Origin of the sequence: Actinoplanes lutulentus (assembly GCF_003259845.1) — a bacterium.
GTDB classification, from domain to species: domain Bacteria; phylum Actinomycetota; class Actinomycetes; order Mycobacteriales; family Micromonosporaceae; genus Actinoplanes; species Actinoplanes lutulentus.
Genome location: NZ_QLMJ01000006.1, coordinates 95,208 through 110,281, shown reverse-complemented (window position 1 = coordinate 110,281; position 15,074 = coordinate 95,208). Strand labels below are relative to the sequence as shown.

The window sequence follows — 15,074 nt, the reverse complement described above, 5'->3', positions numbered from 1 at the left end:
CGGGTGCCGGCGGGTGCCGGCGGGTGCCGGCGGGTGCCGAGTCGCGGTTAGGGGTGACAGAAGCACACGGTGGGCTCCTGTCACGGCGGCGAGCGCACGCCTCCGCCACCCCGGCCAGAGCGCGTGTCGAATTGCGGCGCGCATCGAACCCCACCTCGACACAGAACACCGGCCAGCGGCACGCGTGTCGACTTCAGGTTCGATACGCGCCCTAACTCAACACGCACCAGCGGCGGATCACTCGCGGCGGGTCGACTTCGCCCCGGAGCGGAACCCGAACCGCCCATTGAGCAAGCCGACCCCCCGAGCGGGCCGACCACCCAGCGCGAGCCGACCACTGAACGCGGCGGACCGCTCAGCGCGAGCCGACCGCTCAGCGCGAGCCGAGCCGTAGCTCAGACGCGTCACCGGGCCCTCATAACGTGCCTGAACGACGGCCGAGGGACGCGAGCCGTAGCTCAGACACCTCATCGCAGTCGCATGACATGTCTGAGCTACGGCTCGCCCCCGCGGCTGGCCGATCTTGGGCCGCTATGCCCCCTGGGGTGTGGCCCGGGGACCAAGATTCGCGGCAGGACGCCTCTCGCTGGCAGCCGTGCCGCAGAACGAGCGAACGAGCGGGCGACTTCCAGATCTTGAGCGATCGTGCACCGCCGACGGTGGAAAATCGCTCAAGATCTGGGCGGCTGCGGCACCGCAAACGCCCCGCGCACCGGGGCGGCCCGGCGAACAAGCTCTCAACCGGCCAGCCAGCCAACCGGCCAGCCAGCCAATCGGCCAGCCAGCCAGCCAGCCGCCAGCCAGCCAGCGGCCAGCGGCCAGCGGCCAGCGGCCAGCGGCCAGCGTCCAGCGGCCAGCCAGCGTCCAGCGGCCAGCCAGCGTCCAGCAAGCCGGCCGACCGCCAGCGAGCCGGCCGCCAGCGAGCCGGCCGCCAGCGAGCCGGCCGCCAGCGAGCCGGCCGCCAGCGAGCCGGCCGCCAGCGAGCCGGCCGCCAGCGAGCCGGCCGGCCGGGCCGCGGCCCGGCCGGCCGGGCCGCGGCCCGGCCCCCGCGAAGCGTCAGGAAGTGATGTCCTTGCGGGTGAAGCGGTAGAAAGCGACCCCCCAGAAAACCGTGGCATACACAATCGCCGAGATCGCGCCCTTCGCCAGGTCCTCGGATTGGATCGGGGTGGAGAGCAGCCCCCGCCACGCATCCGTGTAATGCGTCGGCAGGAAGTCCCGGATGCCGCCGAGCGCGGTGATCTGGTCCAGGATGCTGGAGAGGATCCACAGCATCACCGCACCGCCCACGGCACCCAGCGCGGCATCGGTCAGCACCGACATGAGGAACGCCAGGCCGGCCACAACGAGCATGGTCACCAAGAGGTAGGCCAGGATCCCGAGCAGCCGCAGCAGCCCCTCAGCAGGCGGGATCTCCGAGGCGATGGTGCTGCCCAGCGGCCCCCAGCCGTACCGCAGCGTGCCCATCAGCAGCGCCGACCCGAGCAACGTCAGGAACGCCAGTACCGAGTACCCCGCCGCGACGATCAGCTTCACGCCGAGCAGCCGGGCGCGTGGCACCGGGACCGCCAGCAGGTAACGCAGGCTGCCCCAGCTCGCCTCCGAGGCCACCGTGTCGCCGAAGAACAGCGCCACCACCACGACCAGCAGGAACCCGGCCGAGACGGCGAGGCAGAAGAGCGCGAAGTTGAGCCCGCCGGAGGTGCCCAGGTCGGCGATGCTGCTGAACGCGCCACCGCCGTCGGCGTCCTCGTCGCCCGGACCGCCGGTGTCGAACTCGAACGCGATCAAGATGATCAAAGGCAACAAAACCATGAAACCAAGAGCCAATTGGGTACGCCGACGCGAGGCCTGCCGGCGTACCTCGGCCCAGATCGGCAGCGTGCGAGACGCCCGGTACCCGGTTGCCGCAGATGCGCTCATCGGTCCCCACTCCCCCGCGAGTTGTCGCCCACCAGGGCCAGGAACGCGTCTTCGAGCCGACGCCGGGGCACCAGCCGGTCCACCCCGATGCCGGCCGTGACCAGCGAGGCGACCAGCTCGGACCGGGCCGTTCCGTTCATGTCGACGATCAGGCCGTGCGTGCCTTCCGGCGTCACCGAACGCACGCCCAGCTCTTCCAGGACCCGGGTCGCGGCCGGCACGTCGGAGACGTCCAGCTGCACCGACGGCGAGTCGCCGACGATGTCGTCGACCAGGCCGGACGCGACGATCCGGCCCTTGTTGACCACGACGGCGTGCGTACAGGTCTGTTCCACCTCGGCGAGCAGGTGGCTGGAGACCAGCACGGCCCGGCCGTCGGTGGCGTACCGCTGCAGGACGCGGCGCATCTCGGCGATCTGCGGCGGGTCGAGCCCGTCCGTCGGTTCGTCGAGCACCAGCAGCTCGGGCAGACCGAGCATGGCCTGCGCGATGGCGAGGCGCTGCCGCATGCCGTGGCTGTAGTTCTTGGTCCGGCGGTGCACCGAGTCGCCGAGGCCGGCGATCTCCAGCGCCTCGTCGAACCGCGCGTCCTCCCACGGGCGGCCGGTGGCCTGCCAGTAGGCGCGAAGGTTCTCGTACCCGGTGAGGTGCGGCAGGAAGCCGGGGCCCTCGACGAGCGCTCCCACCCGGGACAGGATCGGTGCGCCCGGCACGAGCCGATGCCCGAACACGTAGATCTCGCCGGCGGTCGGTGTGGTCAGGCCCATCAGGACCCGCAGAGTGGTCGTCTTGCCGGCGCCGTTCGGGCCGAGCAGGCCGACGACCTGCCCCCGTTCGACTTTGAAGCCGATCTCCTGCACGGCCACGAACCCGTCGCCGTACGCCTTGCGCAGTCCGTCGACCACGAGGGGCGTTTCCGCGTACCCATCAATCACCGAGGTCTCGCGACGCCGATGCCGGCGGCGAATCACCAGAATGACCACCGTCAGGCCCAGAAGGATCGCCGCGATCACGCCCGCGAGGGCGTACCACCAGAGCGTGCCCGGATCCGCGATCGGCGTGCCCACCAGGGTGGGAAGCGTGAGCGAAGGCTCCACCGCGACGGTGTAGGTCGCCGGCTGGGCCGGCGTGAGGAACGCCTGGTCGGAGGTGGCGACGGCGATCCGCACGGTGTGACCGGCCTCGATCCGCCGCACGATCGCCGGCAGCGTGACGGTGATCGGCGCCGCGGTGGCGATGTCGGCGGGCAGGCCGGTGAGCCGGACCGGGGCGACGAGACCGGCGCTGAGCGTGGACGCGCCGTTCTGGTCGACGTCGTAAAGCTTCACGAAGAGCGTGGCCTCGCCGGTCGGCGACGCCGCCTTCAGCTGGAGCGTCGGCGAGCCACCGACATCCACCCCGGCGGTCAGCGGCTCCGAGGTGAAGGTCGCCACCTGACCGGGAATGTCCATCGCGACGCCACCGCTCAGCACCGAACTGAGCCGCCCGCCGAGACCGGGCAGCGAGCTCAGCGCGCCGGGATTGCCGTTCGGCGGATTGGCGATCGGCTGCGCCGATCCCGTGAGCGAGATCTGGGTGCGACCGGTTCCGCCCATGCCCGGGTACGCCTGAGCGGAGTACCCATTAGTCACCAGCCCTCGATCGAGGGCACTGAAACCGGCCACCCGCGACCACGTGAAGTCGTCGCCGGGCACCTCTCCTTCGCCCTTGAGGTAATGATCGAGCCACTGCACCGTGAGGTACTTGACGCGATCCGAGTCGGAGGTCGGCCCCTCACCGCCGTCGTGTCCACCGGTGAACCAGGCGACCCGGACCGGCGTGCCGGTCGCGGCGATGCCCTTGGCGTTCGCGTCCGCCTCGGAGAGCGGGAAGAGCGTGTCGACCGCGCCCTGCACCAGCAGCGTCGGCGCCTTGATCTTGTCGAGCACGGTGGCCGGGCTGGACTTGCGCAGCAGCTCGGTGGTCGCAGCGTTCGGGATGCCGGTCGTGGCCATCTGCAGGTACGCGGCACAGACCTCGGCGGAGAACCGCCCGCAGGCGGGATCCAGCGCGGCCGCACCACCACCCACGCCGCCCTCGGCGGTCTCGGATCCGCCGCCCAGCTGGGCACTCACCGCGCTCTCCGCGCCGGCCGCGCCGTTGCCGAAGAAGAGGCCGGCCCAGGACTTCTTGAAGACCCCTGTCGCGTCGGTGCCGGCCGACTGCGGCAGGAAGGACTTGTTCAGGTCGTTCCAGGTGATCGACGGGACGATCGCGTCGACCCGCTGGTCCTGGCCGGCGAGCAGCAGTGCGAGCGCGCCGCCGTACGAGCCGCCGACCACGCCGACCTTCGGGTCGCCGGCCGCGTCGGTGCTCACCTCGGGCCGGGTGGCGAGCCAGTCGAGCAGCCCCTGAGCGTCCTTGACCTCGTAGTCCGGGCTGTCCAGGTGGATCTCGCCGCCGCTGCGGCCGAAACCGCGGGCGGTCCAGGTCAGCACCGCGTAACCACGGGAGGCAAGGCTTTCCGCGTCCGAGCTGACCGAGTTCTTGGTGCCGCCGAAACCGTGCGCGAGCAGCACCGCCGGAACCTTGCCGGACCGGTCCGCCGGCAGATAGAAGCGGGCGTCCAGGTCGACCGGCTCGTTGCCGGCCGGGCCGGAGCTGACGGTCAGCCGCAGATCTTCGGAGGTCCAGTCGCTGCGGTCGGATCGAACGGTCCAGACGGCCGCGGCGGCGAGCAGCACGACAACGACCGAAGCGGTGATCGCCCGGCGCCGGGTGAGCCGGGGTAGCTTGCGCAACCCGGCGGACAGGGCAGACATGGCGCACACGCTAGCCGGAACCGCCTGAGCAACGCCTGTGAACTGGTTAGCAGCCCATTCCGGCTTTGTAACGGCGTTCCACACTGGTGGCGAGGCCGCCGATGATCGTGGTCACGTCGTCGCCGGTGATCTTCACGAGCAGGGTGTTCTCGCCGTCGACGGTTTCCCAGCCGGCACCGGCCGGACCGTAGATCACTTTGCCGTCCGGGTACTTCTCCTGCGCCTCGGGGAGCTGCGCGCCGATCATCAGTCCGGTGTCGGTGACCGCGCCCAGCGTGCTCAGCTCGATCTGGGCCAGTTTGCCGTCGACGAACCGGAGCCGCGGCGAGTTCATCAGCTTCGAGCCCCAGCCGATCACGCAGCCGGTCTCGTCCACCTTCATGGCCCGGGCCATCTTCGCGTCGACCAGCTCCTGCTGGCTCTGACCCACTCGGTACGGCCCGTACCCGTTCGCGTTGAGCATCAGCGGGGTCTCGGCGCTCGCGGAGTGCCCGCCCGGCTCGCTGCGCAGCGGTTTCGGCGATCCGGCGTCCGCCGGCGGCATGTCCACCGGCCCGCTCGGCGCCGGAGTCGGCGAGACGACCGGTCCGGCCTCGTTGTCGCCGCTGTCGGTGCACCCGGCAAGGGTCGCCACGACGAACGCGGCGATCAGTACGAACCTCACCAGACGACCTCCCGAGCCTGCGACGGATAGCGTGGACGTCCTAGAGCCCCAAACGATCAATCGGAGGCATCCGCAGTGGCTGATGATCTCACGCTGACCGTGACATTACGGCCGGCAGCCCTGGACGCACGCCGAGGCATCGTCCGCCTTCACCCCGAGGTGATGGCCGCGCTCGCGCTGCGCCCCGGCGATCCGGTACGCCTCACCGGCGCCCGCACCACGGCCGGCATCGTGGCGAGGGCCGAGACGACGGCGAGCCGGGCACTGATCTACGCGGACGATCTGATCCTCGGCAACCTGGGTGTCCGCGACGGCGGCCAGGTCACGGTCGAGCCCGCTCCGGTGGTCGAGGCGCGCCGGGTGACGCTCACCGGCCCGCCCGAGATCGTCGCGGTGGTCTCACCGGAGATGCTGCGCCTCGCCCTGCTCGGCAAGGTGGTCAGCACCGGCGACGATGTCTCGCTGCTGCCACAGGACGTGCTGCCCGGCGCCGCTCATCGCGGCTTGGTCGAGGCGGCGCGGCGCAGCCTCGCCAACCGGGTGGGGTACGCGTGGACGAGCACCCTGTTGACCGTCACCGAGCTGGCCGGGCCGGACGCCGCCCTGGTCACCATGGACACCGTGGTCGCCTGGCAGGACGGCCAGGTCACGTCCGGGCCATCACCCGCCGCGGTCACCGCCGTCGTCGCCGACCCGGAGATGCCCCCGCCCAGCCTCGACGACCTGCCCGGCCTGCGCGCCCAGGCCAAGGAGCTGGAGGAGCTGCTCGACCTGGGCTTCAACCACGGCGAGGTGCTGGCCCGGCTGGGCACCAAGGTGACACTCGGCGTGTTGATCTCCGGCCCGTCCGGCTCCGGCAAGTCCGCGCTGGTCCAGGCGGTCGGCGCGGCTGTCGGCGCGACAGTCCGGCCGATCTGGGCACCGGAGCTGGCCGCGCTCACCAACAACGCGGCGGCGGCCCGGCTGCGTGAGCTGAGCAAGGAGGTCCGGTCCGGCAAGCCATCCGTCCTGCTCGTCTCGGACGTGGAGGCGCTGGCGCCCCGCGACGAGCCCGGGCCGATCTCCACGGTCTTCCGCCAGGTCCTCGCCGAGACGGTGGCCGACGGGGTGGCCGTGGTCTGCACGACCAGCCGGCCGGAGTCGGTGGACCCGGCACTGCGGGCGCCCGACCTGCTCGCGGTCCAGCTGACCGTCCCGCTGCCGGACGCCGCGATGCGCCGCGAGCAGCTGGGCGCGCTCACTCGCGGGATGCCACTGGCCGAGGACGTGCGCCTGGACGACGTCGCTGGGCGTACCCCAGGGTTTGTGGCCGCGGACCTGGGCGCGCTTGCGCGCGAGGCCGGGGTACGCGCGGCGTTGCGGCATGTCGGCAACGGAGTTGCCGGCGACGCGGCTGAAACTGACGCACCCAGCGTGACCATGGCTGACTTCGAGGCGGCACTCGACGTGGTCAGGCCGACGTCGATGGCCGACTCCACGCTTGAGGTGGCCGAGGTGACGCTTGACGACGTCGGCGACATGGTCGAGGTGAAACAGGTGCTCACCGAGTCGGTGCTGTGGCCGCTCACCTACCCGGACACGTTCGCCCGGCTCGGCGTCTCACCACCGCGAGGTGTCCTTCTGTACGGTCCGCCGGGCTGCGGCAAGACGTACCTGGTGAAGGCGATCGCCGGGACCGGCAAGGCGAACGTGCTCTCGGTGAAGGGCGCCGAGCTGCTCAGCAAGTGGGTCGGTGACAGCGAGCGGGCCGTGCGGGAGTTGTTCCGCCGGGCTCGCGAGGCCGCGCCGACCCTGGTCTTCCTCGACGAGGTGGACGCGCTCGCGCCGACCCGCGGGCAGTCCACCGACGGCGGCACCGCGGACCGGGTGGTGGCCGCGCTGCTCACCGAACTGGACGGTGTCGAGGACCTGCGCAACGTCGTGGTGATCGGCGCGACGAACCGGCCGGACCTGATCGACCCGGCGCTGCTACGACCCGGCCGGTTGGAACGGCTCGTCTACGTGCCGCCGCCGGACGGTGAGGCACGTGCCGCGATCCTGCGGGCGTCGTCAAAGGCGGTTCCGCTGGATCCCGCCGTGGACCTGGACGCGCTCGGCGCCGACCTGGAGGGTTTCTCGGCGGCCGACTGCGCGGCGCTGATCCGGGAGTCGGCGCTGGCCGCGATGCGGGACTCGCTGGAGGCCTCGACGGTCACCGCGGCGAACGTGGCGGCCGCGCGCAAGCGGGTGCGGGCGTCGCTCGACCCGGCTCAGGTGGCCTGGCTCTCGGCTTATGCGGAGACGCACCAGCCCTGAGCTTTGTGCTTATCGGCGGCGGGTGCGTGCCCGTGCTGATCGCAGCCGTCGCAGGCGGCCGATCAGCACGGGGTCGTGCTCCAGCGCGGCCGGGTTGTCGAGCAGGCCGTTGAGCAGCTGGTAATAGCGGGTCGAGGAGAGGTCGAAGGTGTCCCGGATCGCCTGTTCCTTGGCGCCGGCGTGCTTCCACCACTTCGTCTCGAACGCGATGATCTGCTGCTCGCGCTCGGTGAGCTTGGGTGTTTCCGGCGTCACCGGTTCGGTTGCCGCGGGCTCCGGGCTCTCGCGCGGGGCAGGGATGTGCTGCTGCTCCTCGACCGGCTGGTCTCCGGTCGGTTCGGCGGCGGGTTGCATGGCACTCCCAGAGCATCGGCAAGCACAGATGTACGAAGGGGATCACCAGCATAAACGCAGCCGGCGATCCCCGCGTACGTTACATCAGGTGATGTCGCGCTTACGCATTGTCCACATTGCGGCCCCCACGACGAGAGCCACGACAATCGCCATGCCGATGCCGGCGGTTTGCCACGTCATGGTGAATTTATCCAGTTCGCACCCGGCGGTCGCCGAGTAATCACAGGACCGGAAGTCCTCAAGAACCAACTCTTTGTCCAGCCAGGCATAGCCCCACACCGGCAGAACCCAGGCCTCGGTGAACTTGAACTCGGCCAGATTGGCCATCACGTAGACGCCGATCTGCAGCGCGCCGAGCCCCACCAGCGCGCCCAGCGCCATCCCGGTGTGCCGTCCCAGCGAGGCCAGCGCGAACCCGAGAGCACCCGCCACCAGGACCAGCGCGAGCGCGCGCAGCCCGGTCAGCCCGAACGACTGCCAGACGCCCGCGGTCATCTTCTCGGTCGAGCCGCGTACCTCGGCGACCAGCTGGAAGATCCCGGCCCAGGCCGCAAGGAGCAGAAGCGTCAGGCCGGTCAGCCAGGACAGGAAGACGGTCAGCTTGGTGGACAGGACGCGTACCCGCTGCGGGCGCCAGAGCAGCAGGTTCATCATTCCGCCGCTGCTCCACTCGGAGCCCACGAAGGACGCTCCGATCAGGAACGCCGCGCCGGCCAGCACCACGGCCAGCACCGAGATCATGTTCGGGAACTCGCTGCGCAGGTCGAACGTCGCCGGCATGTACCAGGTGTAGTCGTACTGATCCGGGGTCGGCACCCAGACCTGCTCGGAACAGGGCACGCCGTCCGTCGTGGGCGGCGCGGCCTGGCATTTCGCCATCTCCTGCTCGGACTGCCGGACCGCCTCCTGGTAGTCCCGGTCCGCCTGGGCCTTGGCGCTGGCGACCTGGGTCGCGCCCACCTTCTCGTTGCTGAACCAGGTGCCCGCCACGGTCGCGGCCAGCACCAGCAGCGCGCCGATGACGATCAGTTTGGTGAAGCGCCGTTTGAACAGGCGCCGTGACTCCGCGCGTGCCAGGCTCACTGACCCCACCCACCCTTGCCCGCGGTCATCGCGCTCTGGTCGACCTGCCGGTTCTGGCCCTCCACCGGCGCGGTGCCGGTGAGCTCCAGGAAGACGTCCTCCAGGTCGGCCGAGACCGGGGTCAGCTCGCTCACGTAGATCTGCTGGTCAGCAAGCAGTTTGGTGATCTGCGCCGGGTTGCTCGCGTTGCCGACGGTGAAGTAGTCCTTCTCCAGGGCGACCTGGGCACCGGCCGCGCGCAGCAGCTGGGCCGCGCCCATCAGGTCGACACCCGGTTCGAGGCGCACCTTGACGGCGCCGCTCGTGTGCTGCGCCAGCACCTCGGAGACCGAACCCGACGTGACACGCTTGCCGGCCGAGATGATCGTGACCGAGTCACAGATCAGCTGGATCTCACCGAGGATGTGGCTGGAGAGCAGCACCGTCATCCCGGAATCCGACAGGTCCCGCATCAGCGTGCGCATCTCCCGGATGCCACCCGGGTCCAGGCCGTTCGCCGGCTCGTCCAGGATGAGCAGCTTCGGCTCCTTGAGCAGCGCGGAAGCGACCGCAAGGCGCTGCTTCATACCGAGCGAGTACGTCTTGACCCGCTCCTTCGCCCGGTCCCGCAGACCCACCAGGTCCAGCACCGACACGACCCGGTTGCGGTTCACACCCCCGGCGTCGGCGAGCAGCGACAGCGTGGTCTCGGCGGTGAAGTTCCCGAAGAACTGCGGGCTCTCCACAATGGCGCCGACCTCGCGGGCCACCTCCGGCAGATGCCTCGGCACCTCACGCCCGAGGATCGCCATCCGGCCGTCATTGGGCTTGATCAGGCCGAGGAGCGTACGCAACGTCGTGGTCTTGCCGGAACCATTGGGCCCGAGGAATCCATGCACCTGGCCGGCTTCCACAACCATGTCGAAGCCGTCCAGCGCATTCCGGACACCTTTACGGCCGCGATAGGTCTTCCGCAGCCCTGATATCTCGAGTACGGCGGTCATGCGCCGCACGATAGGTGAAGATCGCCACCCCCGGGATCCCGAAATGCGGTCACCACCCCGAAGCGCCACTCCCGAGCTTCGCGATCTCGGTCTGAACCTCGTCGTCGATCTCCGCCAGACCCACCCGCTGACTGATCAACAGCCGGAGACCCTCGGCGCCGAGCTCAGCGATCGGCCGCCTGCGCAGAGCGTGCACACTCGCCACGAGGCGGGTGGAGTCAGCGGGCGGCTCACCCCAGTTCGCCCCCTCGACCTGCTCCAGCGACAACGCCTTCTCCTCCATCGCCCACGGCTTTCCCGGGTCGGCGGTCAGCGTCGCCGCTGAGGCCCGGGAGCAGATCCTGAGACCCGAAATGCGGTCAGGCGGTGATGACCTCTACGCCGGCTTCACGGAAGGAGGACACCAGTGCGGGTGATGCTCCGGAGTCGGTCACCAGGGTTTCGACCTTGGAGATGGGGCAGATCCGGGCGAACGCGTGGCCGCCCAGCTTCGACGAGTCGGCGATCACCACGACCTTCTTGGCTCTCGCGACCATCAGGCTGTTCATCGCGGCCTCGCCCTCGTGGTGCGACGCCGCGCCCAGTTCCACGTCCAGCGCGTCGACGCCGAGCAGGACGATGTCGATCGTGACTTCCTTGAGGAGCGCGCCGCCCAGAGGGCCCACCACCTCGAAGGACTGCGGGCGGACCACGCCGCCGGCTACGACGATCTTCATGCGGGAGCGGACCAGCAGCTCGTTGGCGATGTTGAGCGCGTTGGTCACAACGGTGAGCTGAGCGCCCTCGCCGACCGCGTTCAAATCGGGGCGGACCGCCAGCGCGCGGGCCACCTCGGTGATCGTGGTGCCGCCGTTGAGGCCGACCACGGTGCCGGGGGTGACCAGTTTCGCGGCGGCCTCACCGATGCGCTGTTTCTCGGCCGAGTGCTTGGCGCTCTTGTATCGCAGGGGCAGGTCGTACGACACTCCGTTGGCGACCGCACCGCCCCTGGTGCGGGTGATCATCTGCTGCTGGGCAAGCTGGTCGAAGTCGCGACGGATGGTCGCCTGGGACACGTCGAGGGTCTCGGCGGCCTCTTCGACCGTGACCCGGCCACTCTCGGTCAGTAGCTCGAGCAGGGCATTCCACCGCGCGTACCGGTCCACCCGTCACTCCCAGCTGCACGTTTCATGATAAGTGTGTGCACATTAGTGCGCGAAAGGCCCGGAAGCAAAGCGACACGGTGCTCAAAGGTCTCGCAGAGCTTGCCCCCACGGCAGCGTCATGAGCACAATAACGCGCGAAAGTCCCGGGAACCGAGCGCGAATGCGCAGCTACTACCGGTGTGAGGAACAGCCATGAGCCATGTGAAAGCGGAGATCGCGACTCAGCCGGAGTGCTGGCGGCAGGCAGCGAAGCTAGCCTCGGCACCGGGCCTGCCGACCACTGGGGAGCGGGTCGCCGTCGTCGGCTGCGGCACCTCCTGGTTCATGGCGAAGGCGTACGCGGCACTGCGCGAGAAGGCCGGACAGGGCGAGACGGACGCCTTCCAGGCCTCCGACTTCCCGCTTGATCGACGGTACGACCGACTGGTCGCGATCACCCGTTCCGGCACCACCACCGAGGTGCTCGACGTGATGCGTGCCTTCGGCGAGACCGCCCCGGTCACCGTGCTCACCGCGGACCGCGCCCAGCCGGCCGCCCAGATCGCCACGAACGCCGTGGTGCTGGACTTCGCCGACGAGCGTTCGGTCGTGCAGACCCGGTTCGCCACCAGCGTGCTCGCCCTGCTCCGCGCCGCCCTCGGCGAGGACCTGGAGGACGCCGCGACCGACGCCGAGGTGGCGGTACGCATGCCGCTGCCGGTGCACCCGGCCCTCTTCGACCAGATCACCTTCCTGGGCCGGGGCTGGACCGTCGGCCTCGCCGAGGAAGCCGCGCTCAAGTGCCGGGAGACTGCCGGTTTCTGGACCGAGTCGTACCCCGCAATGGATTACCGGCACGGCCCGATCTCGATCGCCGGCCCGCGCCGCGTCGTGTGGGCCTTCGGTGACGTCCCGGACGGCCTCACCGAAGAGGTGGAGGCGACCGGCGCCGCGTTCCTGCACAGCCGCCACCACGGCGGGTACGCCTCCCTCGGCAGCTGGGTCGGCGGACGTGAACCGCTCGACCCGATGGCCGACCTGATCCTGGCCCAGCGCGTCGCCGTGCTGCTCGCGACCACTCAGGGCCTGGACCCGGACAACCCACGCAACCTGACCCGCTCTGTAGTCCTGAAATGAGCCAAGCCGTCGTCGCCCTCGACGTGGGCGGCACCGGGATGAAGTGCGCCCTGGTCCGGCCGGACGGCACGGTTCACCACGAGGAACGCCACCCCACCCGGGCCGAGCGGGGCCCAGTCGCGGTCACCGAGAACATCCTGGAGATCGCCGAGTCGCTCGCAGGGAAGGCGCGCGCCGACGGACTCATCCCGGTCGCCACCGGCATCGCGGTGCCGGGGGTGGTCGACGAGGTCACCGGCGTCGCGGTCTGGTCCTCGAACGTGGGCTTCCGGGACGTACCCCTGAGAGATCTCGCACGGCAGAGGCTGGGCATGCCCGCCGCGCTCGGCCACGACGTCCGGGTGGGCGCCCTCGCCGAGGCGCGCCTCGGCGCCGGGCGCGGGCGCAGGCACGTGCTTTTTGTTGCCATCGGTACGGGCATCGCGGCCGGCCTGGTGGTGGACGGCTCCGGCTATTCGGGAGCGCACGGTGCGGCCGGCGAGCTCGGGCACGTCGTGGTCCGGCCGGGAGGTTCGCCCTGCGGCTGTGGCCTGCGCGGCTGCCTGGAGGCGGAGACCTCGGCGAAGTCGATCGGCCGGAAGTACGCGGAGCTGTCCGGCGAGCCCGGCGCCACCGCGTTCGACGTGGCGACCCGCGCCGCGGCGGGTGAGGAACTCGCCCGGAAGGTCTGGCAGGACGCGGTCGAGGCGCTCGCCGACGGTCTGCTGACCGCGCAGGCGCTCTACGACGTCGGAGTGATCGTGCTCGGCGGCGGGCTGGCCGAGGCCGGCGACGACCTGCTCCGGCCGGTGCGTGCCGCGCTCGCCGAGCGGGTCACCTTCCACCGGCCGCCGGAGATCGTCCGGGCCGAGCTGGGTGACACGGCCGGCTGCCTGGGCGCGGCTCTGCTCGCCCTCGACACCCTTGAAGAGGCCTCCCGATGAACGGCCGGATCGTCACCCCAGACGGAATTATCAACGGGCATATCGCCATAAATGGCGAAATGATCGAAGCGATCACCCCGGACGACACCACCGACGCCGCCGGCACCGACATCATCGTGCCCGGCTTCATCGACCTGCACTGCCACGGCGGCGGCGGGCACACCTTCACCACCGGCGACGCCGAGGCGGCCCGGAAGGCGGCCGCCTTCCACCTGCGGCACGGCACCACGACGATGCTGGCGAGCCTGGTCAGCTCACCGTTCGAGCTGATGCGGGACGCCGTCGAGGCGTACCAGCCGCTGGTCGCCGACGGCGTGATCGCCGGGATCCACTTCGAGGGCCCGTACCTCTCCCATGCGCGCTGCGGCGCGCAAAACCCCGCATACCTGCGAGACCCCGCGCCGGTCGAGCTCACCGAGCTGGTCAAGGCCGGTCCAGAGACGGTACGCATGATGACCATCGCCCCCGAGCTCCCCGGAGCCCTGGAGGCGATCACGTTCCTCCGCGATCACGGTGTGCTGGCGGCGATCGGGCACACCGACGCCTCGTACGATCAGACCCAGGCCGGAGTGGCAGCGGGCGCAACAGTGGGCACCCACCTCTTCAATGGAATGCGCCCGCCGCACCACCGCGAACCCGGACCGGTAGTCGGTCTTCTCTCGTCGATCGCGGCGGTCGAGCTGATCGCCGACAACATCCACCTGCACCCGGGCATGCTGGCCTTCGCCGCCCGCAGCGCCGGCCCGGACCGCGCCATCCTGATCACCGACGCGATGGACGCCACCGGCATGCCGGACGGGCGCTATGAGCTGGGCGGCCAGGAGGTAGTGGTCGCCGACCGGGTGGCCCGGCTCGCACACAACGGCTCGATCGCCGGCAGCACCCTGACCATGGACGTGGCGGTGCGCAACGCGGTCGCGGCCGGCCTGTCCCTGACCGAGGCGGCAACCATGGCCGCGACCACCCCGGCCCGCCTGCTGGGCCTCACCGACCGCGGCGCGATCACCCCAGGCCTCCGAGCCGACCTGGTGATCCTGGACGCCGACCTGAACCTGAAACAGGTAATCCACGCCGGCGTCCCGCTATAGGCCGGCGGGGCGTTCCCAGCCCTTCAGCGGCGGCAGGGGGATCGTGTCCCAGGGGATTCGGGTGAGGATGCGGGCCAGGACCAGGCCCAGCAGCACCCCGGCGACCGAGTCGGTCACCCAGTGGAAGCCCAGATAGACCGTGGTGCAGAAAACGATCACCACGGGCGCCACCCGGATCGCCAGCCACTCCCGGCGTGTCAGCTGCCGGTGCAGCAGTGCGGCCAGCAGCAGGGCCATCACGGTGTACCAGACCAGGACGTTGCCCATGTGCCCGGACGGATAACTCATCCCGTACTTGCCGATGGCCGCCGGGTTGAAGAGCTCGGTCTTGTCCGGGCCGGTGAAGGCGGGCGCGGCCCGGTCGAAGAGCAGTTTCGCCGGCCCGATCGTGAAGTAGGTCAGCACGAACGCCGCCGCGAACGGCAGCACCGCCCGCACCGACCTGGTCCGGTACAGCAGCAGGCCGGTCAGGATCAGTGAGATCGGGGTGAGCACCTGCCCACCCTGACCGAGATAGTTCAGCACCCGCGCGGGCCAGTAGACGACCGCCGGCTGGTGTGCGAACGCCCAGTCGGCCACCCGCTGGTCGAACGTCAGCAGGTGGCCGGAGGCGAGCGCCACGGTCAGGCCCGCGAAGGCTGCCACGGCCAACAGGTCAGGCCACCAGCTGGACGCCTGCCTGCGAAGTACAACGGTCAC

General features: G+C 70.4%; 13 protein-coding genes. 4 read left to right on the top strand and 9 right to left on the bottom strand.

The window, feature by feature from the left end; genetic code table 11:
• Positions 1-1,056: 1,056 nt before the first annotated feature.
• Genes B0I29_RS15775 through B0I29_RS15765 form a run of 3 tightly spaced genes read right to left on the bottom strand, consistent with a single transcriptional unit; the run spans position 1,057 to position 5,388 of the window.
• On the bottom strand, positions 1,057-1,923 hold the full coding sequence (locus B0I29_RS15775) for an ABC transporter permease (protein WP_111649746.1): 867 nt from the start codon (positions 1,921-1,923) through the stop codon (positions 1,057-1,059).
• Positions 1,920-4,724 (bottom strand): alpha/beta fold hydrolase, encoded by a 2,805-nt coding sequence (locus B0I29_RS15770; RefSeq protein WP_111649745.1) that lies wholly within the window; start codon positions 4,722-4,724, stop codon positions 1,920-1,922. Before B0I29_RS15770 ends, B0I29_RS15775 begins: the two co-directional genes overlap by 4 nt.
• Positions 4,725-4,770: 46 nt before the next feature.
• Positions 4,771-5,388 carry a hypothetical protein gene (locus B0I29_RS15765; protein ID WP_111649744.1) on the bottom strand — a complete coding sequence of 206 codons (618 nt, stop codon included), beginning with the start codon at positions 5,386-5,388 and terminating at the stop codon, positions 4,771-4,773.
• A gap of 75 nt (positions 5,389-5,463) precedes the next feature.
• Here B0I29_RS15765 and B0I29_RS15760 point away from each other — a divergent pair, with 75 nt between their 5' ends.
• Entirely contained in the window at positions 5,464-7,683 is a 2,220-nt protein-coding gene (locus B0I29_RS15760) for an AAA family ATPase (RefSeq protein WP_111649743.1), read from the top strand.
• A gap of 9 nt (positions 7,684-7,692) precedes the next feature.
• On the opposite strand, the gene B0I29_RS15755 is transcribed toward B0I29_RS15760, so the two are convergent.
• The 5 genes from B0I29_RS15755 to B0I29_RS15735 form a co-directional block, all read right to left on the bottom strand.
• Positions 7,693-8,037, bottom strand: coding sequence for a DUF3263 domain-containing protein (locus B0I29_RS15755; protein ID WP_111649742.1), 345 nt, complete (start codon positions 8,035-8,037; stop codon positions 7,693-7,695).
• A gap of 84 nt (positions 8,038-8,121) precedes the next feature.
• Positions 8,122-9,120 carry an ABC transporter permease gene (locus tag B0I29_RS15750; RefSeq protein WP_111649741.1) on the bottom strand — a complete coding sequence of 333 codons (999 nt, stop codon included), beginning with the start codon at positions 9,118-9,120 and terminating at the stop codon, positions 8,122-8,124.
• Positions 9,117-10,103, bottom strand: coding sequence for an ATP-binding cassette domain-containing protein (locus tag B0I29_RS15745; protein WP_111649740.1), 987 nt, complete (start codon positions 10,101-10,103; stop codon positions 9,117-9,119). The genes B0I29_RS15750 and B0I29_RS15745 overlap by 4 nt, the downstream gene beginning before the upstream one ends.
• A 49-nt stretch (positions 10,104-10,152) precedes the next feature.
• Positions 10,153-10,386 carry a contact-dependent growth inhibition system immunity protein gene (locus tag B0I29_RS15740; RefSeq protein WP_111649739.1) on the bottom strand — a complete coding sequence of 78 codons (234 nt, stop codon included), beginning with the start codon at positions 10,384-10,386 and terminating at the stop codon, positions 10,153-10,155.
• 76 nt (positions 10,387-10,462) lie between these two features.
• Positions 10,463-11,248 (bottom strand): DeoR/GlpR family DNA-binding transcription regulator, encoded by a 786-nt coding sequence (locus tag B0I29_RS15735; RefSeq protein WP_111649738.1) that lies wholly within the window; start codon positions 11,246-11,248, stop codon positions 10,463-10,465.
• 192 nt (positions 11,249-11,440) lie between these two features.
• Between B0I29_RS15735 and B0I29_RS15730 the strand changes: the two genes are divergently transcribed.
• From B0I29_RS15730 to nagA, 3 genes are read left to right on the top strand one after another with little or no spacing between them, the layout of a single operon-like run.
• Positions 11,441-12,364 carry an SIS domain-containing protein gene (locus B0I29_RS15730; RefSeq protein WP_111649737.1) on the top strand — a complete coding sequence of 308 codons (924 nt, stop codon included), beginning with the start codon at positions 11,441-11,443 and terminating at the stop codon, positions 12,362-12,364.
• The gene (locus B0I29_RS15725; protein WP_111649736.1) at positions 12,361-13,287 is read left to right on the top strand and encodes an ROK family protein; all 927 of its coding nucleotides are present in this window, start codon (positions 12,361-12,363) and stop codon (positions 13,285-13,287) included. The genes B0I29_RS15730 and B0I29_RS15725 overlap by 4 nt, the downstream gene beginning before the upstream one ends.
• Positions 13,284-14,375, top strand: a complete 1,092-nt coding sequence (gene nagA / locus B0I29_RS15720) for an N-acetylglucosamine-6-phosphate deacetylase (protein ID WP_111649735.1) — start codon at positions 13,284-13,286, stop codon at positions 14,373-14,375. Before B0I29_RS15725 ends, nagA begins: the two co-directional genes overlap by 4 nt.
• On the opposite strand, the gene B0I29_RS15715 is transcribed toward nagA, so the two are convergent.
• Positions 14,370-15,074, bottom strand: a complete 705-nt coding sequence (locus tag B0I29_RS15715; protein ID WP_111649734.1) for a phosphatase PAP2 family protein — start codon at positions 15,072-15,074, stop codon at positions 14,370-14,372. The two genes, nagA and B0I29_RS15715, sit on opposite strands and share 6 nt — an antisense overlap.

What these genes read in the sequence shown, in the direction of transcription:
- B0I29_RS15775 (WP_111649746.1), bottom strand. Translation starts at nt 1,923, where the DNA reads ATGAGCGCATCTGCGGCAACCGGGTACCGGGCGTCTCGCACGCTGCCG.
- B0I29_RS15770 (WP_111649745.1), bottom strand. Translation starts at nt 4,724, where the DNA reads ATGTCTGCCCTGTCCGCCGGGTTGCGCAAGCTACCCCGGCTCACCCGG.
- B0I29_RS15755 (WP_111649742.1), bottom strand. Translation starts at nt 8,037, where the DNA reads ATGCAACCCGCCGCCGAACCGACCGGAGACCAGCCGGTCGAGGAGCAG.
- B0I29_RS15745 (WP_111649740.1), bottom strand. Translation starts at nt 10,103, where the DNA reads ATGACCGCCGTACTCGAGATATCAGGGCTGCGGAAGACCTATCGCGGC.
- B0I29_RS15740 (WP_111649739.1), bottom strand. Translation starts at nt 10,386, where the DNA reads ATGGAGGAGAAGGCGTTGTCGCTGGAGCAGGTCGAGGGGGCGAACTGG.
- B0I29_RS15730 (WP_111649737.1), top strand. Translation starts at nt 11,441, where the DNA reads ATGAGCCATGTGAAAGCGGAGATCGCGACTCAGCCGGAGTGCTGGCGG.
- B0I29_RS15725 (WP_111649736.1), top strand. Translation starts at nt 12,361, where the DNA reads ATGAGCCAAGCCGTCGTCGCCCTCGACGTGGGCGGCACCGGGATGAAG.
- nagA (WP_111649735.1), top strand. Translation starts at nt 13,284, where the DNA reads ATGAACGGCCGGATCGTCACCCCAGACGGAATTATCAACGGGCATATC.